Raw genomic sequence first — 18,463 nt, 5'->3', positions numbered from 1 at the left:
GAATTGGGCTGGTTGTTTGATCATAATACTGACTACCTGGGATGTGATAGATTTTTTGTCGAGATCCTTTAATTAATCCATTGCCTCGGCTATCCACGTATTTCTTCGTGCCATTTCTAAATGAATTCAACGTTGTTCCCGGAGCATTTCCGCCTTTTTTAACTAACTTGATTTGAATTGCTTCCAATCGGAAGCTGAATCCAGAAGTTCCTGCGGATTGACCATTTTTAGCCCAACCCATCCAGCCAAATTGCTGTGCGTGTACTCGATAGTAAACATCATAGTGTTTAGCAATCTCACCGGTTAACTTAACTTGAATAGCCTCTAATCTAAGTGACTTACCACTTGTACCAGAAAGCTCACCGTTTTTTCGAAATGATTTTTCCCATCCTTGTTTTTGAATATGCGTTTTATATTCAATATTACCGCTATATTCAGTATCATCTAGTTTAATTTTGATTGCTTCTAGTCTTTTAGACTGTCCAGATGTGCCAGATGACTGTCCATTGGTTTTCCAGCCTTGCCACCCATAAGTCTGAACATGTGTCTGATAACTTACATTAGCTGAACTGCTTGCAAAAGTAGTTATTGGAAAAAGCACAAACCCTAATAGCATGATTATTAATACTGATACTTTTTTCATCTTGTTCCCTCCTTAAAGTTGATTATCTCAACATAAAGAGAAAATTTCAAACTATTTCTTTATTTTTTTACTTTTTAATCAATTTAATCTGAATAGCTTCAAGACGTTTGGATTTACCAGTTGTACCAGCAACTTCACCATCTTTGACCCATCCGGTCCAACCGATCCCCTGAACATGGACACGATAATGAATGCTGTACTTCTTAGCCAATTCTGTATCACAGATACGAATACGGACTGCTTCCATTCTGTCTCTTATACACATCTAGATGTGTATAAGAGACAGCCCTGAACATGGACACGATAATGAATGCTGTACTTCTTAGCCAATTCTGTATCACCTGTCTCTTATACACATCTAGATGTCTGAACATGGACACGATAATGAATGCTGTACTTCTTAGCCAATTCTGTATCACAGATACGAATACGGACTGCTTCCATTCGCAAAGATTCTCCTCTGGTTCCTTGAGATCCTTTACGATAGCCAAGCCAGCCTTTTCTTTGTATATGGGTATTGATCTCGATTGGTGAGCCTTTACCGTCATACAACACTTCCAACCATTCAGCACGAAGTGACTTGCCGGTTGTTCCAGCGGTTACACCTTCTTTGACATACCCCAACGTTCCTCCTTTGTACTTATTGTTTGATTGTACATGCAAGCGATAGCCCAAACCATCAATTTTAGTATTTGAACCTTGAGAAAGAACTTCTTGTACCACCTTATTTTGCGTATTATTATTGGTGCTCGCTGCAACAACATACTTCATAATTTGTTCAATAAAATAGTCTTTGACAGCATTTACAGATTTTCCATGTAATACCCACGAACGGTGTGGGCAATCAGTAGAGGAAAATTCTCTATGAAGTCTTACTGTGTTTCGATTGATATCTAAGCCCCAAAAAATCATATCCTCCGCCACTTGTTTAAATACCGCTTGTTCATTTGCTAAGAACTCCTCATCAGTTGCTGAAAAAGATTGGCAAACCTCATAACCGACGTAGTTTTGATTTCCTTCATAATTAGCTGTATGCCATGCGGCATTATAAGTATCTTCAACTCTAGCCATCTCATCCCGATTACCATAATAATGAGCAAATCCTTTTGAAGATTCCCCGTTCTTGTAGCGTTGCTTAAGCCATGTCACATACTGAGACGGTGTCATGCTTCCGCCATCATTGTGAATAACGACACCTTTAGGACGTGATCCAATATTCCTACCACCAGCTATTCCTTTAAAAATAGATTCATTAATAATCTTCATGTCTATCTTCCTTCCTATAAAAGAAAAGAGCAGCCGCTATGCTACTTCTTCTTTTCTGTGAATTCTTGACCATCACCATAATCTGGTATATCTTTGCTATCCAGAGCTTGAGTTTCAGATTGTCCGTCGCCATAATCTATTTTGATTTCTGTTACTTTGGGTTTTGGATTTTCAGTACTATCCTGTAATTTAGTTAGTCTTTCTTTTACCCAGTTTGGGATTGGAACTCCCAGTTGTCCGAGATTTTCAACAATTGAGATTCCATATACTGCGATGTAGAAAAAGACGAATGCAGTCGCAAACGTCTCGAGATTCATAATCTTTAGGTAAGGATAGGCAATGATCACTAAGCAAACAACTAACATATGTTTAACGATTCCAAGTAGCCCTTTTGTACTATTGGCATCTTTAATGAACACCCCTTTGCACAATCCTGTCACAATATCCCCTACCACTACCCATAGGAACAGCTGCACATATCCATTTGTCAGCAACCCTCGAAATTCATTTAGTAACACTCCATTATCAATAATCACCATATTAACCACCTTTTCTTTTATTAGAAAACAAGACTAAGCCTGTTCCTCAAGTTCTGCCAAAAAGTCATCTTCTGTTGCCCATACTTTTTCTTGGAAATCATCGATATCCTTGCGACATTCTGCTTTGTTTGATCGATACAACGTTTGATCTTGAATAGATGTAGTCACGCTAGAATTTCCAGCAGTGTCAGTTGTAATATTTGCATTCAAGTATACTGCTACCTTATCGCCTATTTTTGATTCTCCTGTGATTGTGATTGATTTTTTGTAATTTAGCATTATTTATTTCCTCCTAATTCTTCAAGCTGATCCATAAGTTCATCATATACATCCGCATCAACACCGCCAAAAGCAACATCACTCTCATCTAAACCAGAAACAAGAAATTCAAAGAACGGTTCGAATTCAGTTAAATCGATCACAACTATTTCGTTATCTAGTTCCTCACGTTCTTTAGCGTATTCGCCTTGATCAGCACCATCTAACAAAACAGGCGAGCCGTCTTTATCTAATTTGGCATTACCGTTTTCTTGTACTTCATAGTAAGTAGCAATAAGCTCTTTCTGACTTTCCGTCCACTCTTCGATTTTCTCACTTGCTAATCGGCGAAATTTGGAGATGGCACGGGCCTTTCTACCTTTTGAAGTAACTACCGCTAAAATTTGAGCGTATTTGTGCAGCTTGCTATTGGTTGTTGTGAATGTTGTTTTCATCTACATCCTCCTAATATTTAAAGCCCTACAAACTATGCAGCTTGCAAGGCTTCAATTTTTTCCTCTAATTTTTGAACTTTTTGTTTAAGTGTTTCAATACTTTCTTCATGCTCTTTCAAAATAGGAATTGTGACAGTCCACAACTCCGGCTTATATCCTTCAACACGTCCATTGATATCTCGTTCTACATACTGATTTAATCCAGCACGTTCTACATCTTCTGCTATTAGTCCGTATACTCTTCGAATTGGCTCGCCCACACTTACTAAAGAATGACTTGATTTGTAAATCCATGACTTTAGATCCAAGTTCAAAAGCGATTTTGGGTTAACATCAGAAGCAGTTTCTATATACTCTTTGAAACGTTCCGAGGATGAATAAGCAACGATTGATCCCCCACTTGTAATATGCAAGGCCTTGCCGCTTCCTGAAGAAGCGTATAAATCATCCGATCCCATTCGTTTAGTACCATCAGCTGTTTTACCAACAAAAAAGTTCATTTTATCTGAAGAGTTACGGTTGAATCCTATATAATTACCAGTGTTGCTTGCAGCATCTACACTGTATCCGTTATAAGTATTGCCTTCGAAAACACCATTTGCAGATAAGTTAATCCATCCTCTTTGGGAGCTTGTAATAGCAACAAACGTTCCTGATATTTCAAGAGCTGGTACTGTAGATGAGCCTTTGTCACTGTTGCTTTGAAGCCGACCAAATTCACTTCCTAGATTTAAAAACCTTAATACACCACTTGATAAGGTGGTTTGTCTAGATACTGAAGAATCAGTGGAATTAAAGGAGTTTGTCAATACACCACTAGCTATCTTAATTTCTGAAATACCTGACTTCCCAGAATTAGGATCAGTCATAGTGGCAGACTGCGTATAAGATCCCCCTAAAATTTCCAATCCGTTGATTGTTCCTGCAGTCACGTTGCCTAGATTCGCAGTAATTGCTGATAAGGTAGCAACATTTAATTTGTCAGTGGTAATACTGGATGCTGCAATTCTCGCTGCAGCAAGATAACCTGTGTTGATTTTCGCTGCATCTAGACTGGCTATCTTGGCATTGTTGACGGCCAAGTCGGCTATTTTTGCTGTAGTAACTGCTAGATTTCCGATTTTCCCTTCAGTCACAGCCAGGTTCGCTATTTTACCGTTGGAAACTGCTAGGTCAGCTATGTGAGCTGTTTTGATTACGGCATTATCAATTTTGGTTGTGCCAGTAATCCAAGTGTATTTTCCGTCAATCAGAATACCTTCTGATGAAACATTGATTTGAGCAATTACTCCATCTTTATCCACTTTCAGATTAATATCTGTTGCAAGCTGGGTAATTTGGGAAGAAGTAACGTCGGTATTTGCTTCATAAATGTACAACTCTCTAAATCTTACAGCTTTACCAGCTTCAACCCATATACTAAACGCGGTGTATGTTGTGGATTTTATTGTGCCTTGAATCCATTTAGCAACTGCTGCATCTGGAGAAACTTTCATATTTTCTCCACCACTTGTACCGATTTCTACTGTTCCGCCAGCTGTTCCTGTGTTCATATAAGCTTTCACATTGTAGGTTTTACCCACAGTCAACGCTATCGGAGCTACTCCCCAATAAACCCTTTGTCTAGTGGTTCCAGCATTCTGAATGACAATACCGTTTGAATCATAAGAAACTGTTATTCCTGTACCCTCTATGGTTGGTTTTGGGTTCTGTAATGTAAACTTTGTATCTGGAAAAAAGTTTACAAGATCTGAAATATTTTCCTGCACCTCAGTAACAGTTTGCCTGATTCCGCTGGCTGTAGCTTCAACTTGTGTAGCTTTAGTTAAAGCAGTATTTGCAGTTGTCTCAACACTAGAAACAGTTGTCTTTAACCCATTTACAGTTGTTTCTGTAGTGACTGCCTTAGATAATGCCGAATCAGCTGTTGTTTTCGTACTTGCAATCAATTGAGTATGACCATCTACAGTGCTTGAAACAGTATTGACTTTGCTTAACGCACTATTTGCAGTAGTTTCTACGCTAGTTAGAGTCTGTGTAACTCCGTCAACAGTAGTCTCCAATGCATTTGCTTTATTCAATGCACTATCCGCAGTAGTCGTCACTGTCGCTATGGTTTGTTTTTGTCCATCCACTGTGACGACTAATTCATTCAGTTTTTTAGTGGTACTTGTTGATGTCGTCTCAATATCTGTCATACGCCCAGTTAGACCAGTAATTGAGGTTTCTAGCGTTGCTGTTCTGCCTTCCACAGCAGCAGCTTTTTCATAAGCTTCGTTGGCCTTACTACTGATCGATGTAACTGTTCCATTGATAGTAGCTACATCAGAAACAAGCCCATTTACATCAATCTGGATCGCATCTGCTTTTGCTTTAGCTGCTTGAGCATCTACACTAGCTTGCGTAGCTAAGTTTGCAGCATTTTCTCCTGCTTGCTTCGCCTCGCTAGCTGCTGATTGAGCTGCTTCACCTGCGGCTTGTGCGTCTTTCCCAGCCTTTTCAGCTGCTTCCGCTTTTTCGATAGCAGCTGCTACCTCTGTTTTTGTATCTTCCAAATCTTGATAAAAGTCCGGATCTAACACTTCAACAGATAGCCGTTCTGGTTTCCAATCACCTTCCGTATAAATCATAGCAACAGGAGGACTTTTTGATGTATCTGTCCAGCGTTGACCCTCTACAGGATTAGCAGGAGCAGATGCCGTTTGTTCGCTATCTAGGTAGTTGGTAATCTGCTTGCTAACCTCAATAATTGCCATAAAGATTCCCCCTTTCTAGTAGCCAAAGCTGCGGTCGCTACCTGCTCCGTACCGCACGATATCTACATGCTTTTTCTTTGTGTCCAAAACAAAAACGTCCCACAAGTCTTCTTCTAGTTCTCCTAAAGGCCGATCTCTTTGATCTTTCTTTGGGCGACTGACAGAACAACTTGTTGAAACGTTTGTAATCCCATATTTAGTTGTGATTCGATCTGTGTGATGATGTCCATGAGCAAGAAAAGCAATGTTTTTTGGCGTGTCGAATGTAATTGAAATATCACTAGCAAAATCAGCGTTCCCTGTGTATTTACGTGTAAAACTTGATCCTTCTTTTGCCGCCTTTAAAATACCTTCTACAGATTCCCAGTTATAAGGATAATAGGCACTATTCGTTGCGTACCATTGCCCCCATTGATGATGCTGAAAACAGACTGCAGTGTAATCATCAGGCATACTTTTAAGATTTTCCGCAAACCATTTCAATTGTGCTTGTCGATAACCAGCAACATTAATCGTCAAGTATTTCACTAACCCATCCGTGTCAAAAACATATGGAATATCATTTGTGTTTAGTAAGAACACACGCACTTTTTTATCCGGAATGTCATAATAAAAATACATATTTTTATCATTAGGATTTTCATTGATTGCCCATATAGTTGAAGGTCGTGTGATGATTTCATACATTTCACTTGGCTTAATTGTGTAGCTCATGTTTCCATGCCATGACTTACTAGTAGGATCGCTGGCCATATAGTTTTGATTGACTTTATTTCTAGCAGTAGTTCCTCGACCTTGCCGACCATCTCCCCACGAGTTATCATCATGATTCCCTTTCGCTAAGAAAAATGGGCAGCTTGCTAATCCAAACAGACTAACAACCTTCTTCATATTTGAGACGTTTGTGTCTTTAGTAGTACCACCATCAACAAAGTCACCGCCTCCGACAATACAGTCTAAAGGAATCATATGAGACAATTCTGCAACATTTTTGATATGATTTTCCGTACGTCCATAATTCTCAAGATCCTCTTGAATGAAGGTATCTGTAGCATAATGGGTATCTGTGATAAAAGGAATCGTGACAGTATTTTCATTTTGTAGTCGCATGATCTTGCTCGCTGTTTTCTTCAGTCCGTTCCAGAAATATATGGCTTGGACAAATTTATTTTCCGCATACATGACCTGGCATGAGATTTGGTTATCACGCCTTACATCATCTAAGTGAACAGATACTTTGTTGCCAGAATCCTTATTGGCTTCTATCCACTCTGTTTTCAGGTTCCCGTCTTTGTCGGTCAGCTTCCAATAAAACTGGTAGTTTTCCAGATTGGCGGTAATGTCGACATTGCCTTTATAGACCTTTACCTCGAAGTTTCTCAAGTTACCATCTTCTGTTGCAATCAATTCTGAGGTAACCGTATCATCGGCCTTATTATTAATTTGATTTTGTAGTTGTCGCAGTTTAGCGCTGATTGCACTTTGTAATTCGATCACATTCCCTATGACAAGCCCATTGTTTGATGGATTTGTCCGACTGATGTTTTTCTGGAGGATCCTAGCGCTGATTCGCAGTGCTGGGTTGTACTCTTCATCGATAATCGTCACACGATCGCCCACCATGAAGTCCGTATTGCTAAAAATGGCTTCAACAGTATACGTAGCCTCTGGCTGATTAACTTTCTTTAATTCTGCTAAACCTTCTGCAAACATTTGAGCTGGATCGTCTGATTGCGATTGGTAGTTGCCATATACCCAACCTGAATCACGAGTATCAGTTGTATGGCCCCTACCCCATAAAGCATTCGCTTCTCGATCATAAATGATTGATTCACCGATTCTCGTGAAGTAGTTTCCGTCGTTGTAGACCAAATTGTTAAAATTGCTGCCACCTGTTACGATCAAAGCAGTTTTCAGGTTGTTGGTATTCACATGTTTCGTAGCAACCATTAAATCGGTACCTGCACGCAGAACAACTTCTGTATCCACGCCGATCCTGTAAACGATGTTAATAAGTTTAGAAATCACAGCGAGATTTTGAAATTTGACTGTAAAGTACATCTCACAACCATACTCGCTACAAATTTTTTGTAACCTAGCAAGTGTTGTTTCATTATTTGAAAAGTCTATTTTCCGTTTTAACTCTTGAACTTCATTTAGACCAATCTCCCAACCACTATCGTAAATTTCTCGGTTCACGTAGTATTCAATTGGTTGAGAGAATGAGGATGCAAAAGTATTAGGAGATTCATTGATTAATTGCATTCCTAAATCCTCATAATGACAAACTCGTGCGTATCTATTTGAGTCTTTGACATCGGTTAATTCAAGGCAGATGTTATTTCCATTTTCATCCTGAAAAGCGATATAAGTACCCGCTTGAATATAAGCAGCGTCCGGATGAACTTTGCTGATCGTAACATCCAATATATTTAGTAGTGTTGAATTTGAAATCCCAAAAGAATGTTTGTCCTCATTCATGATCACAGAATCTTTGGATTCGCTGTTTATAATACAAATTGATTCATACTGACGGTTTAAAATATGGTAGATCATAGATACAACTCCTCAATAGTAGCGGTGACTACTGGTGATTGATCACCCTCATATGAAAAAAAGATCTCGTTAGATCCAACCTCTGCTTGTATATAGTCGGTACCTATCACCGAGAAGCCATTTGCAACTATGCCATTCAATAGTAGTCTTCCAGACTCTTCTATAACAAGTTGATCACCCGCATTGAAAGTCTTAGGTATCAAGCTGTTGTTTCTTGTTGCATAGCGTGTAACCCTTAAATGAGTGATTGATTGATACATAGGCTGCTTGTTTCGCCAGTTCAACATAGCCATATCGACTCTTGCGGGCTTTAGCATTGCGACTTCTTCGTTGGTCCAGTTATGCGTGGCTTTCCAAGACTCCGTAAATCCACCTTTTGGATTATCAAGCAGTCTGGCTAAATAGAAATCGAAGTTATTTCCGACTTTTTTTATACAAATCATTCCAAAGAAACCACCGTTTTTGCTCAAAACTGATGCTGGCAAAAAACCAGATTTTATCTCGGCTTCACCAGCATAAAATTTGTATTCAACTTGATACTTTGAATCGGTATTATCTTTCATTTCAAACCCACAAACAAAGTTATTGTCTTCATCAACAAAGTTAAGTTCGATAAGTCCTTGTTTCCTAGCTTTATCCTTTGTGGCACCATTTGGCTTGAAATTGAAACGTTGATATACTTCTCCATCCGAAAACGGTTCGAAAAACCTAGTGAGCGTTGGGCCATGCCAGAATGCATCATCGGCACCTGACGGCCCATAACTATCCACTGTTATAGAATCAGATTCGTACTTCAGTGTTCCTTGAACTTGTGAAGTATTTTCTCCCGAATCGTTACGCCAGCGAATTTTACCAACGTTTCTTGAGTACTGTCCGCTAGTGGATGATTTCATAGGATCATCGAACAAAACTGTGTTTGACAAGTCTTCATCAATGTCTTCAGTACCTGAGTGGCCAAATTCCATGATCTTGTCTTCTGTAACCAGACCGAATGACTCGCAGTCACTAGGAAAATCAACAACCCACCTAATCGGTGTCTTATATGACCCTTGATTATTAATAGTCACTAACCCATCTGACATAGTATAAATCTTTGGATCAATCGCATGGGCCACACCGTCAGGAATTAACCATTCAATAGTACCCTTACCCAAAAAATTAATTTCATCTAGGTTTACGTAATTGTTTGGAATGGCCATGTAATACTTGTCAGGCTCATCACTAAAGATTAATTTTTGCGGTGTTAAACTGCTTAGAGCAGCCGCAAGTTCTCGGCGCTTTTTGTTTAAATCGTACCTAAGTATGAATGGCATTGAAATTACCTTTTCATCAAACTTAGAACGGACGAACATCTTGCCCAATCCGTTCACATCTTCTAGATAATTAGAACGAGGTAAACCAATGCCACGATCGAATTTTGATGTAACACCCAAAATATCCGAAAGTTTAAAATCACCATATGTCACTTCTAGCACTGTTTGTCCCTCCTCTTAATCGATCTTCAAATTGCTGCATTTGTTTAATCTCTTCATAAGTCATTCTGGCTGTTTTCTTTACAATGGTTTCCCCGTCAATTTGAACATACATCGGAATTTGGAACACTGTGCCATCTGAAATATTACTGCCTGATTGACTGTAATTGTTGATAATCTGACTAGCAGCGCTAGTAGCTCCTATGTTTCCAGTTCCTAGTGCCATTTCTGGCGTAATAGTATCCATCAACCCACTAGATAGCGTTGCCATCGCTCTATATGCCGAGTTGGCATCTGCTTCAATACCAACAGCAATACCTTGAGGAATGAACTTACCCACTTGATCACGCATCCATCTTGATGGCGAGTGAATGCCTAAAGCACCAGTAATTTTATCTTGAATTCCACTTGCAACTTCGGCAATTTTGTCCTTTACAGCATTAACCATAGAACCGATACCATTTATTAATCCTTGGATAACATTTTGCCCGATAGAATATAAATCGATATCTCCAATACTTGTAAAGAATCCTTTTATAGCTTCTATTTTTCCAGAAACAATGCCACTCATCGTTTCTAAAACATTAGCTATTGTGTCCTTGATACCGTTTATAATAGATGAAGTTATTTGTTTGATGCCTTCCCAAACTTGGGACCAATCACCACTAATAGCCCCAGTGATCACTTTTATTACCCCTTGAATCACACCCATAACAGTACTAATTATGTTTTGAATTTGATTCATTACTCCATTTACTACTGCCATAATCGTGCTAAGTGTTGATTGGAAAATTGCCTGAATCGCCGACCATACGACTTGGACTAAAGCCATAATGGCTGATCCCCAAGTATTCCAGAAATTTTGAATTGCAGTAAGAACAACTGTTACAGCTAACTGTATGGCACCTAATGCAATTTGGAAAGCTACTTGAATTGCCCCCCATACCATTTGGACAGTCGTAAGAATCGTTTGCTGATTTTCGTTCCACCATGCTACAACCGATCCCCAAATTTCTTGAATAAAGGCCGCAATAGATGTAATTGCAGGCTGTAAGAATGCAATAATAGCAGTCCATGCAGCGATAACGGCATTTCTAAATCCTTCATTAGTATTCCATAGGTAAATTACTGCTGCTACAAGAGCGCCTATTGCAGTTATTATCCAACCGACTGGCCCCATGAAACCAAGAATCATACTTATTGTTGTTTTCAATCCGACGGTTGATAATATCATAAATGCACTATTCAAGGCCCCTATGATTGTCGTAATTGTCGAGAGAATAGACAATCCGGCCATGTATCCTTTGAAAGCCAATATAGCTCCGCCGACAGCGAATACCACAGTTGCCAGATTTTGAAAGACTGATTGATTCTCTTGAATCCATGATGAAATATTGCTCAAACTGGAAATTAAGTCTGTAACAGAATCTTTTAATGATTCGAAAGCATCAACTGCAACTTGTTTTATAAGCTCGAAGTTTTCCGCTAATGAATTGCCAGTAAATCTTTGTGAGAGCTTCTCAAACCATGATAAAACTGACTGAATGGTTGGTATAATCATATCCATGGAATTAATTATTGATTTAAATGTACTATTTATTAGTGCTTTGAGACCATCAATATTTTGCGCAATAGATTTTCCAGTCAATTTTTGTACTATTTCATCAAATTTTGTGATCATATTAGCCACATTTTTGGCAACAGCATTTCTAAGATTTCCGAATGACGTTGCAATCCCAAGGCTATTTTCTTTAGCAAGATCTGCTAACATCCCTGTACCTGTACCAAGCTCAATCAACTTACCAGTAAATTGATCGAAGGTGACATTGCCCTCTTTTAAAGCAGCGTATAGATCACGTTGTGCTGATTTACCAGTAAATCCCATTGCTTCAGCTGTTTTTTGCAAAGCTAATGGCATGGTTTCTTGTAGTGTCTTCCAGCTTTCTAAATCAACTGTTCCTGTTGATAACATCTGGTTATATTGTTGAGTTCCCCGGCTGGCATCATCAGCACTCGCACCTGATGCAAGAAAAGCATTGTTTAGTGCCAAAACCGTTTTTGTTGATCTTTTTAAATCACCAGTTATAGCTGTCATTTGTTGCGTGCTAGCAACCACATCATCAAGTTTAGTTGGTAGTCCATCGATACCTTCTGATAAACTATCAATAGACTTCTTTGAATCTGAAGCACTAAATCCTAAAGCGTCCATAACTTTAGGGAATTTTTGCATGGTGTCAAATCTACTAATAGCACTATCAAGAGAGCTTTTCAAAACATTTATAGCAGCACCAGCTACCTTGGCAAGTCCCAATGCTGTTACCATACTCTTGATAGAAGTGCCTGCTTTGGCGGATTTACCTTCTAATTGATCTAAATCCTTATTCAAAACTGATACTTCATTTCCGTTGACATCCACTGCGATAACAATTTTTCCGTCAGCCATCTGAAATCACCTCTTTGTCTAATGAATATTTAGCTTGAAGCTCTCTCATGCGCTCTTTTTCTTTTGAACTATCTCCTTTTTTAGGAGTCCAATTGCGAATCTGAACAATTTTTGGAAGAATAGTATCATCTGGTAGGCTTTCTAAAATGGCTTGAAATTCTTCCCAATGCATTTTTCCTTGTTCTTCAAATAAATTGATACCAATCTGGCGAAATGAGGCGTATATGTACTTAGCATCTTGGACCAAGTCCATACTTTTCTTTTCATTTGTTTTAGGTGTTGGCATAGGATTACCCTCAAGATCGTAAACTGGACTGGATCGCTCTCCCAACTGGATATGTTCTTCAAGAATGACTGTCCAAAGTTCCAATTGCTTAGCAAAGCTTAGTTCCGTTTCTCCTGCTAAGAGACTTATTGCCAAATCAACCTTTTCCAATACCATAAGCGATTTGTCCGATATTATATCTAAAACATCTAGCACATTGTCGAAAGCCAAGTCCAGAGGATAGATAGTGCCTTCAAATTCAATTTCAGTGGTCATTGGGTCATTTAACCGCATTTTAAACACCTACTTCTTGTTCTTCTTGTTTTTTAAAGCCTTTTTTTTGATTAAATTCGCTCTTCGTTCAGATAATCTGTCTTCACGATCTTTCGCATCGTTCTCAAGTGCTTCAGCAACGTTTTCAGCTATGAGATCAAATAAATCGAATAATTGGACCGCATCAGGATGTTCTGCATAGATCTTTTCATATGATCCGTCTCCCAAAAGCGCATCGTATTGGATAGTATTTAACTGATTAGAGACGTTGATCAATTCTTTTACATCATCCGAAGTAGCATCCCCTTTATTTTTTGTTAATTTTTCACGTGCACTCATTAGAGGTTGAATCTTTTCTTCAATCTCGTCCTGAACCTCAAAAAATCTTGTTAGTTCTTCAACAGATGTACCAAAAAAGAATTCTAATTTTCCAATATTAATTGGAAACCCGGAACGTTTGACTTCAAATTTCATGTGAATTTTCCTCCTAATAAAAAAAGGAGAGCATTAGCTCCCCTGCTACCCTTCCACAACTGGATCTGTTACAGACGGTGTGGTATCGAATGTGATTGCGCAACTAAATTCTTCATAATCAGAAGCTTCGCCGGAACCTGCTACGATTTTTTCGCTCAAAGTTCCTACGCCTTCAATTGTTGTACCGTCAGTCTCAATTACTTTATGCCATACTTTTCGATCATCGCCTTTGGCACGCTTCTTGGATTTTACTAATTGCTGCGCTTCTTGATCTGGATCCCAATACCCCGAAAAGTTCCATTTTTCTGTTACTCCAGTAACATCAGTTGAAATTGATCCATCGCCATCATAGTCTGAGTAATCTTCAGTTTGAACATCACCATCATCTTCGATTGATGTCACATAACGACCAAATTTTTTGTAAGCACCTTCAATTGGCTTAGTATCTGGTTTAGTAGAATCAAAGTCTGCGACAAAGTGTTGCCGTAAGGCGTTCTTTTTTCTTGCCATTAGTTTGTTTCCTCCTTAGGATAAGTTGTGATTTTTGCTTTTATATCAACCAAAAAGACATAGGTTCCTGTTTCATCTAGTTGATTGATAAATGGTTTGTTTGTAATGCTAATAGAATCGAAATCAAATGAGCCATCAGAACTATTTAGTTCAGACAGCTCTTCTAGATAATTTTGTACTAGCCACAGAGTGTTGCTTATTTTCTGCTGGTCTTTTGATTTCATTGCAAATTCAAAGTTAAGTTCTTGATCTTTTGTTCCGTCAAAGAATTCCTCTACTACTCGTCCACCAGCTAATGGGAAAAGGACAAAAGCTTCGTCTTTCGGCGGTAAATAACCGAGAAAACATTTGAGAGGTAAATTGGGTACTGTATTAATTGACTCATTTAGTCTTTCAATAAAGTCCATTAAATGCCCGCTCCTTTCTTGAATGCTTCTACCCAGTCACTCATAAAAATCGATTTGGCCTTTTGATCCCATCTAGGACCAGTCCCTGGTGTAGTGTAGTTCCAATTCCCCGGAGCATAGTAGTGTCTTTTTGCGTATACAGAAACCCAATTAATAGTGCTACCGTCTGGGGCTACATGACTCATAGCACGCAAATCTCCATCTCTTTCCGGAACAAAATTTTCGTTCATAGTTGAGTGCATCCTCGATGCCATATTGAACTGGCCACGTTCAAAGTTTTCAGCAGATAGTTTTTTTCTAACACCTGTAAGATCCACCTTAATCCCCGGCATCAGACCACCTCCAAACGCCAACCGATCGATTGACCATTCAGAATCAACGGCTTAGAAGTTACAATAGTAAAATCATCACCCTTAAACGAAATTTTCGAGGCTACTTTGAAATTTGGTAATGGCCCACAATATCGATCAGTCATAGTTACTGATGCATTTGGTGCTTTGTCACTAGCATTAATTCCTGATCGTGTGAATTTAGATGCATAATTAAACCAACAATTTTCAATTTCCCAGTCTTTAGTAATAGGATTTTGCCAATCATCCTCACCGATCACTTCTTTAAAGTTGATCGTATGACAGAAAGCCTTTTTTGGGGGCAAACGATAATATCCCATCATCCAAGCCCCCTATAAAGTAATCCTGTTCCAGATAGAAACAAAACTGCGTCATCTGATAGTATCGTTGGTGACTCATTTGCACCTGTATTGTTGTACCGGCTAGCTTCTGTGATACTCATACCGTCTACTGACCAAGATTGCGGACTGTTGATCTCAAGTGAAGTTGTAGCATTGGCTTGATACATGTATTCAACTTGTGCTGCAACCGCCATTTTGAACTTCTTCTGACGAAAAACGATGTCACTATCAAGATCGTTGAACTGGTAAAAGTTTCTTGTCTGCACATCTATCAATGCACTTGCTTTTTCAACGAGCTTGTCAAAGTCGGTTGGATCTAATTTAGTGAAATTCATTCCTTGATATTCTTGATACGTTAGATAAGCCATAATCTCCCTCCTTAATAGAGAGGAAGACTATTTCTTGTCTTCCTCAACGCGTTTTAAAAACGTATCGTCAAGTTTCTTAGCAACCTCATCGGCACGTTTCACATTCATATCAATTACTTTATTTGGTTCGTAGATTTCACGCGTAACCTTATCGCGAAATCGCTTCAATACCTTGTACTTTGCCATGTTTAATACCTACCCTTCAGGTGTTTCAGCAGGAGCAGTCAATTTAGCTTTAAGGATCGCTTTTTTGTTTTTTTCAGGAATATAGTTTGCGTATTTACCTGCACCTTGCAACGCAACACCGTTGAATGCTTCAGAATCCATCGCACGTGCTACTTCAATACCCACACCAGCTACACCGATTCCGATAGCAGTGAAGTAAGCATGTTCACCAGCAACGAATTGATCATCAGGAAGTTCTTGCAACTCGAAGCCTTTGAAGCGGTACAACGTTTGAGTATCAACATTAGCGGCAGAGTTTTTCGCAGTCGTTGCCAGTTTAGAGTCAACCAAGAAGTTGTAAATGTCAGAATTGACATAAGCAACTCGCTGAATTGTAGTCGAAACTTTGTTGTTAACGAATTTTTTATGTGCGTCGGCAAACAACTTTGTAACGCCGTCTTCTGTTAATTCGCCTGTCAGTGTTTCACTAGCATTGGCAGAAATAGCTTTTCCTAACCATGTGTTGACATGACCAGCCCAAGCCACGGCATGCAAAGCCAAACGCTCAGCAACGACTTGATCAGGAATATCATTCACGGTAAATTTGTCGATACCTTCATGGATCGCAAGAGGCGCTTCCCAAGGAACAGTCATATCGATAGATTTGACTTCTTTCCGTGGACCAAAACGATTACTATTGCCTGTACCAGCACCAAAAGCAACATCCGCTTCAGTAGAATATTCTTGGATCGTCACGTCTGTATCTGTGATTTTTAAATCCATAAAATTCTCGTTGTACTCTGCTTCAGATTTAACTTGCAAAGCACCACCAAAAACACGTAAGAACGGTGTTTTCTTAATAAAAATGTCTGGCAAAATTCCTGCGTAGTTCTTTGTAAAATACTTAATTGTCATGTTTATCTCTCCCGTTAAATATATTTATTTGCGGCCGCTTGAAATGCATCAACTTGACCATTTCCATTGCCGCCTTTCGCATTGCCCCCAACCGCGAAGTTTGGAGCGCCTTGTTCTTGGGCTTCTTCTTGCTGAAACAAGAATGCTTTGCTCTCTTGCAACCCTTTCAGCTGTTCATGAAACCCTTGTAGCTTGCCGTCAACGACTTTGATCGTCTCTTTATCCAACTGAGCAAGGACGATATCATCATCAAGCGCTTGTGCTTCTTTAAGCGCCAATTTGATAGCAAAATCTTTCTGTTGTTCCAAAAGCTGCTTATCAGAATTGGTTTTGGACTCATCGAACTTCGCCTGCAAATCAGCAAGTTGCTGTTCAAGTGCTTCATTACCTTTTGCAGATTCTTTAAGAGCGTCTAATTCTGATTGATTGTCTTTCAGTTCCTTCTGTGCACTATCCCGCTCACTTTCAACGGTAGCTACTTGCGCATTGAGTTGTGTTACGGTCTTTCCATGCAGAGCCATCACTGATTTTGCCGTTTCTTCATCGATTCCTAATGCAATCAAATCTTCTTTTTTCATTTTCTTCCTCCTAAGTGTTTTTAGAGTGGCAACTCCCACTGTGAGCCGACTTTTAGAGACTTTCGAGCAGGTCTAAGACAAAATAAAAAGACGTTAAGCACGTCTTAAGCTAGATATATTGACCACCTTCACTTTCCGCCGTGTCGGCTACTTTACTAAAAGGATAATCTGGCGGTTTTTTCTCATACTTTAATGCTAATCCTATTTGATAAAAGGCTAATAAAACTTCCGTCAGTGGTAAAACATTTCGGTTTTCTTGGTTTTCCATGCTCCCAATTCCTTAAGTATAAACTTGCTCACGATCGTATGATCGATGTAGTAAAGTATCATTATCAATGATAAATTGACGTAGAACAGCTTGTCTTGTCCTTACCATAGATTTGAAGTAATCTATGTCCTCAGTTTCATCTAACCACTGTGAGGCTTTAAGCGACTTTTTAGCCATTCTAATTGAACGTTCTAATCTTCTTTGTTTAGCAACAATTTTGGCGTTCTTTTGTGCAACTTCAGGAGAAACAGGATCGGCCATACCAGTATCTTTCATAGGTAGTTGAGAATACCATCGATGATTACAATTAATCCCGTTACACCCTGCCGGGGTCTTCCATCCGTAGTCATATACGCTAGGTAAATTTTTAAATTCCTCTGGAGCTTGATTCTTGGGAACCATCAGAACATATCTGCCCTGGATTTCGCTACAAGCGTCGCGAGCCGCCGGATGATGACTCATAAGAGCTGTAACTATTCCATATTCGTTTATTCCTCTTTCGAGTCTCAAATCATTAAATACAGTACCTGTTGTTGATTTAATTACGGTTCGGACATACGTATCAAGCGTCCACGATTTCCCCGACTTGTCTTTTAGGCTGACATCAATCCCTTTTTGAACCATTTCATAGATTGCTCTCTTAAAGGCTTTCTGAGGTGTTACTAGACCCCCGATGATTCGTGCGACCGTATCATTCAGAACTTGTTGATACATCTTAGCGATTGAGTTCACTTGATAATTGGTAGACAAAAGTGTCTGATTGATATGATTCTCAAAATCTAACCATTGACTTTCAAAATATTGATTAAGTATTTGATCGAGATTCGTCCATTCTTTAACAGGCGTTTTAACCAAATTAGCAAGTTTCTTATTTTCTTTGAGATTTTTCTCATAGCCATCCTTAGTGATGATCTCAGCTAGTTGTTCTTTCGTGACACCATTACACTCTTCAACCAATTCGTTAATGGTATCCCAATTCAAAAGGCCTAACTGATCTAGCTTTTCAAGATACCACTGAAAAACAGTGTCTTGAGAAAGTTCGACATTAGTTTTAATCTTTAATCGATCAACAACAAGTTGCATAATTTCTTCTTCAAGAGTCAAATAAGAATCTTGTATTGCAGCAGTCTTAATGTCTAACTGTCGTTGAGTGATTGCCAT

Annotated in this window: 22 protein-coding genes; all 22 read right to left on the bottom strand. The window is 39.1% G+C overall.

Annotation, left to right across the window (positions count from 1 at the left end):
* A partial coding sequence (locus A5867_RS09510) for an Ig domain-containing protein (protein ID WP_087627476.1) occupies nt 1-643 on the bottom strand: 643 nt, incomplete at its 3' end.
* A gap of 67 nt (nt 644-710) precedes the next feature.
* Nucleotides 711-890 carry a hypothetical protein gene (locus A5867_RS09505; RefSeq protein ID WP_212648496.1) on the bottom strand — a complete coding sequence of 60 codons (180 nt, stop codon included), beginning with the start codon at nt 888-890 and terminating at the stop codon, nt 711-713.
* 101 nt (nt 891-991) lie between these two features.
* Nucleotides 992-1,909: an N-acetylmuramoyl-L-alanine amidase gene (locus A5867_RS17955; protein WP_170927525.1), complete on the bottom strand. Its 918-nt coding sequence runs from the start codon at nt 1,907-1,909 to the stop codon at nt 992-994.
* 41 nt (nt 1,910-1,950) lie between these two features.
* Nucleotides 1,951-2,448, bottom strand: a complete 498-nt coding sequence (locus tag A5867_RS09495; protein WP_087627474.1) for a phage holin family protein — start codon at nt 2,446-2,448, stop codon at nt 1,951-1,953.
* A 33-nt stretch (nt 2,449-2,481) separates the two neighbouring features.
* Nucleotides 2,482-2,727 (bottom strand): hypothetical protein, encoded by a 246-nt coding sequence (locus A5867_RS09490; RefSeq protein WP_236550328.1) that lies wholly within the window; start codon nt 2,725-2,727, stop codon nt 2,482-2,484.
* Nucleotides 2,727-3,161 carry a DUF1617 family protein gene (locus tag A5867_RS09485; protein WP_087627472.1) on the bottom strand — a complete coding sequence of 145 codons (435 nt, stop codon included), beginning with the start codon at nt 3,159-3,161 and terminating at the stop codon, nt 2,727-2,729. The genes A5867_RS09490 and A5867_RS09485 overlap by 1 nt, the downstream gene beginning before the upstream one ends.
* 32 nt (nt 3,162-3,193) lie before the next feature.
* Entirely contained in the window at nt 3,194-5,917 is a 2,724-nt protein-coding gene (locus A5867_RS09480; protein WP_087627471.1) for a tail fiber domain-containing protein, read from the bottom strand.
* Between the two features lie 15 nt (nt 5,918-5,932).
* Nucleotides 5,933-8,473 carry a phage tail spike protein gene (locus A5867_RS09475; protein ID WP_087627470.1) on the bottom strand — a complete coding sequence of 847 codons (2,541 nt, stop codon included), beginning with the start codon at nt 8,471-8,473 and terminating at the stop codon, nt 5,933-5,935.
* Complete coding sequence (locus A5867_RS09470; RefSeq protein ID WP_087627469.1) at nt 8,470-9,948, bottom strand: distal tail protein Dit; 1,479 nt, start codon at nt 9,946-9,948, stop codon at nt 8,470-8,472. Before A5867_RS09470 ends, A5867_RS09475 begins: the two co-directional genes overlap by 4 nt.
* Entirely contained in the window at nt 9,926-12,388 is a 2,463-nt protein-coding gene (locus tag A5867_RS09465; RefSeq protein ID WP_087627468.1) for a tape measure protein, read from the bottom strand. Before A5867_RS09465 ends, A5867_RS09470 begins: the two co-directional genes overlap by 23 nt.
* Nucleotides 12,381-12,947 carry a Gp15 family bacteriophage protein gene (locus tag A5867_RS09460; protein WP_087627467.1) on the bottom strand — a complete coding sequence of 189 codons (567 nt, stop codon included), beginning with the start codon at nt 12,945-12,947 and terminating at the stop codon, nt 12,381-12,383. The genes A5867_RS09465 and A5867_RS09460 overlap by 8 nt, the downstream gene beginning before the upstream one ends.
* 9 nt (nt 12,948-12,956) lie before the next feature.
* Nucleotides 12,957-13,400 carry a hypothetical protein gene (locus A5867_RS09455; protein WP_087627466.1) on the bottom strand — a complete coding sequence of 148 codons (444 nt, stop codon included), beginning with the start codon at nt 13,398-13,400 and terminating at the stop codon, nt 12,957-12,959.
* 45 nt (nt 13,401-13,445) lie between these two features.
* On the bottom strand, nt 13,446-13,910 hold the full coding sequence (locus A5867_RS09450) for a hypothetical protein (protein WP_087627465.1): 465 nt from the start codon (nt 13,908-13,910) through the stop codon (nt 13,446-13,448).
* The gene (locus tag A5867_RS09445) at nt 13,910-14,317 is read right to left on the bottom strand and encodes a minor capsid protein (protein WP_087627464.1); all 408 of its coding nucleotides are present in this window, start codon (nt 14,315-14,317) and stop codon (nt 13,910-13,912) included. Before A5867_RS09445 ends, A5867_RS09450 begins: the two co-directional genes overlap by 1 nt.
* Nucleotides 14,317-14,649, bottom strand: coding sequence for a minor capsid protein (locus A5867_RS09440; RefSeq protein ID WP_087627463.1), 333 nt, complete (start codon nt 14,647-14,649; stop codon nt 14,317-14,319). The genes A5867_RS09445 and A5867_RS09440 overlap by 1 nt, the downstream gene beginning before the upstream one ends.
* Complete coding sequence (locus A5867_RS09435; protein ID WP_159160608.1) at nt 14,649-14,987, bottom strand: putative minor capsid protein; 339 nt, start codon at nt 14,985-14,987, stop codon at nt 14,649-14,651. Before A5867_RS09435 ends, A5867_RS09440 begins: the two co-directional genes overlap by 1 nt.
* Nucleotides 14,987-15,376, bottom strand: coding sequence for a hypothetical protein (locus A5867_RS09430; protein ID WP_087627461.1), 390 nt, complete (start codon nt 15,374-15,376; stop codon nt 14,987-14,989). Before A5867_RS09430 ends, A5867_RS09435 begins: the two co-directional genes overlap by 1 nt.
* Before the next feature lie 27 nt (nt 15,377-15,403).
* Nucleotides 15,404-15,562, bottom strand: coding sequence for a hypothetical protein (locus tag A5867_RS17950; RefSeq protein ID WP_170927524.1), 159 nt, complete (start codon nt 15,560-15,562; stop codon nt 15,404-15,406).
* A 9-nt stretch (nt 15,563-15,571) separates the two neighbouring features.
* Entirely contained in the window at nt 15,572-16,456 is an 885-nt protein-coding gene (locus tag A5867_RS09425) for a capsid protein (RefSeq protein ID WP_087627460.1), read from the bottom strand.
* A gap of 14 nt (nt 16,457-16,470) precedes the next feature.
* Nucleotides 16,471-17,034 (bottom strand): phage scaffolding protein, encoded by a 564-nt coding sequence (locus tag A5867_RS09420; RefSeq protein WP_087627459.1) that lies wholly within the window; start codon nt 17,032-17,034, stop codon nt 16,471-16,473.
* Nucleotides 17,035-17,143: 109 nt separating this feature from the next.
* On the bottom strand, nt 17,144-17,302 hold the full coding sequence (locus tag A5867_RS17945; RefSeq protein ID WP_159160606.1) for a hypothetical protein: 159 nt from the start codon (nt 17,300-17,302) through the stop codon (nt 17,144-17,146).
* Nucleotides 17,303-17,314: 12 nt separating this feature from the next.
* Complete coding sequence (locus A5867_RS09415; RefSeq protein WP_087627458.1) at nt 17,315-18,463, bottom strand: phage minor capsid protein; 1,149 nt, start codon at nt 18,461-18,463, stop codon at nt 17,315-17,317.

Source organism: Enterococcus sp. 6D12_DIV0197, assembly GCF_002174385.1.
Classification (GTDB): Bacteria; Bacillota; Bacilli; order Lactobacillales; family Enterococcaceae; genus Enterococcus_D; species Enterococcus_D casseliflavus.
This window is presented reverse-complemented; position numbering and strand designations above follow the sequence as displayed.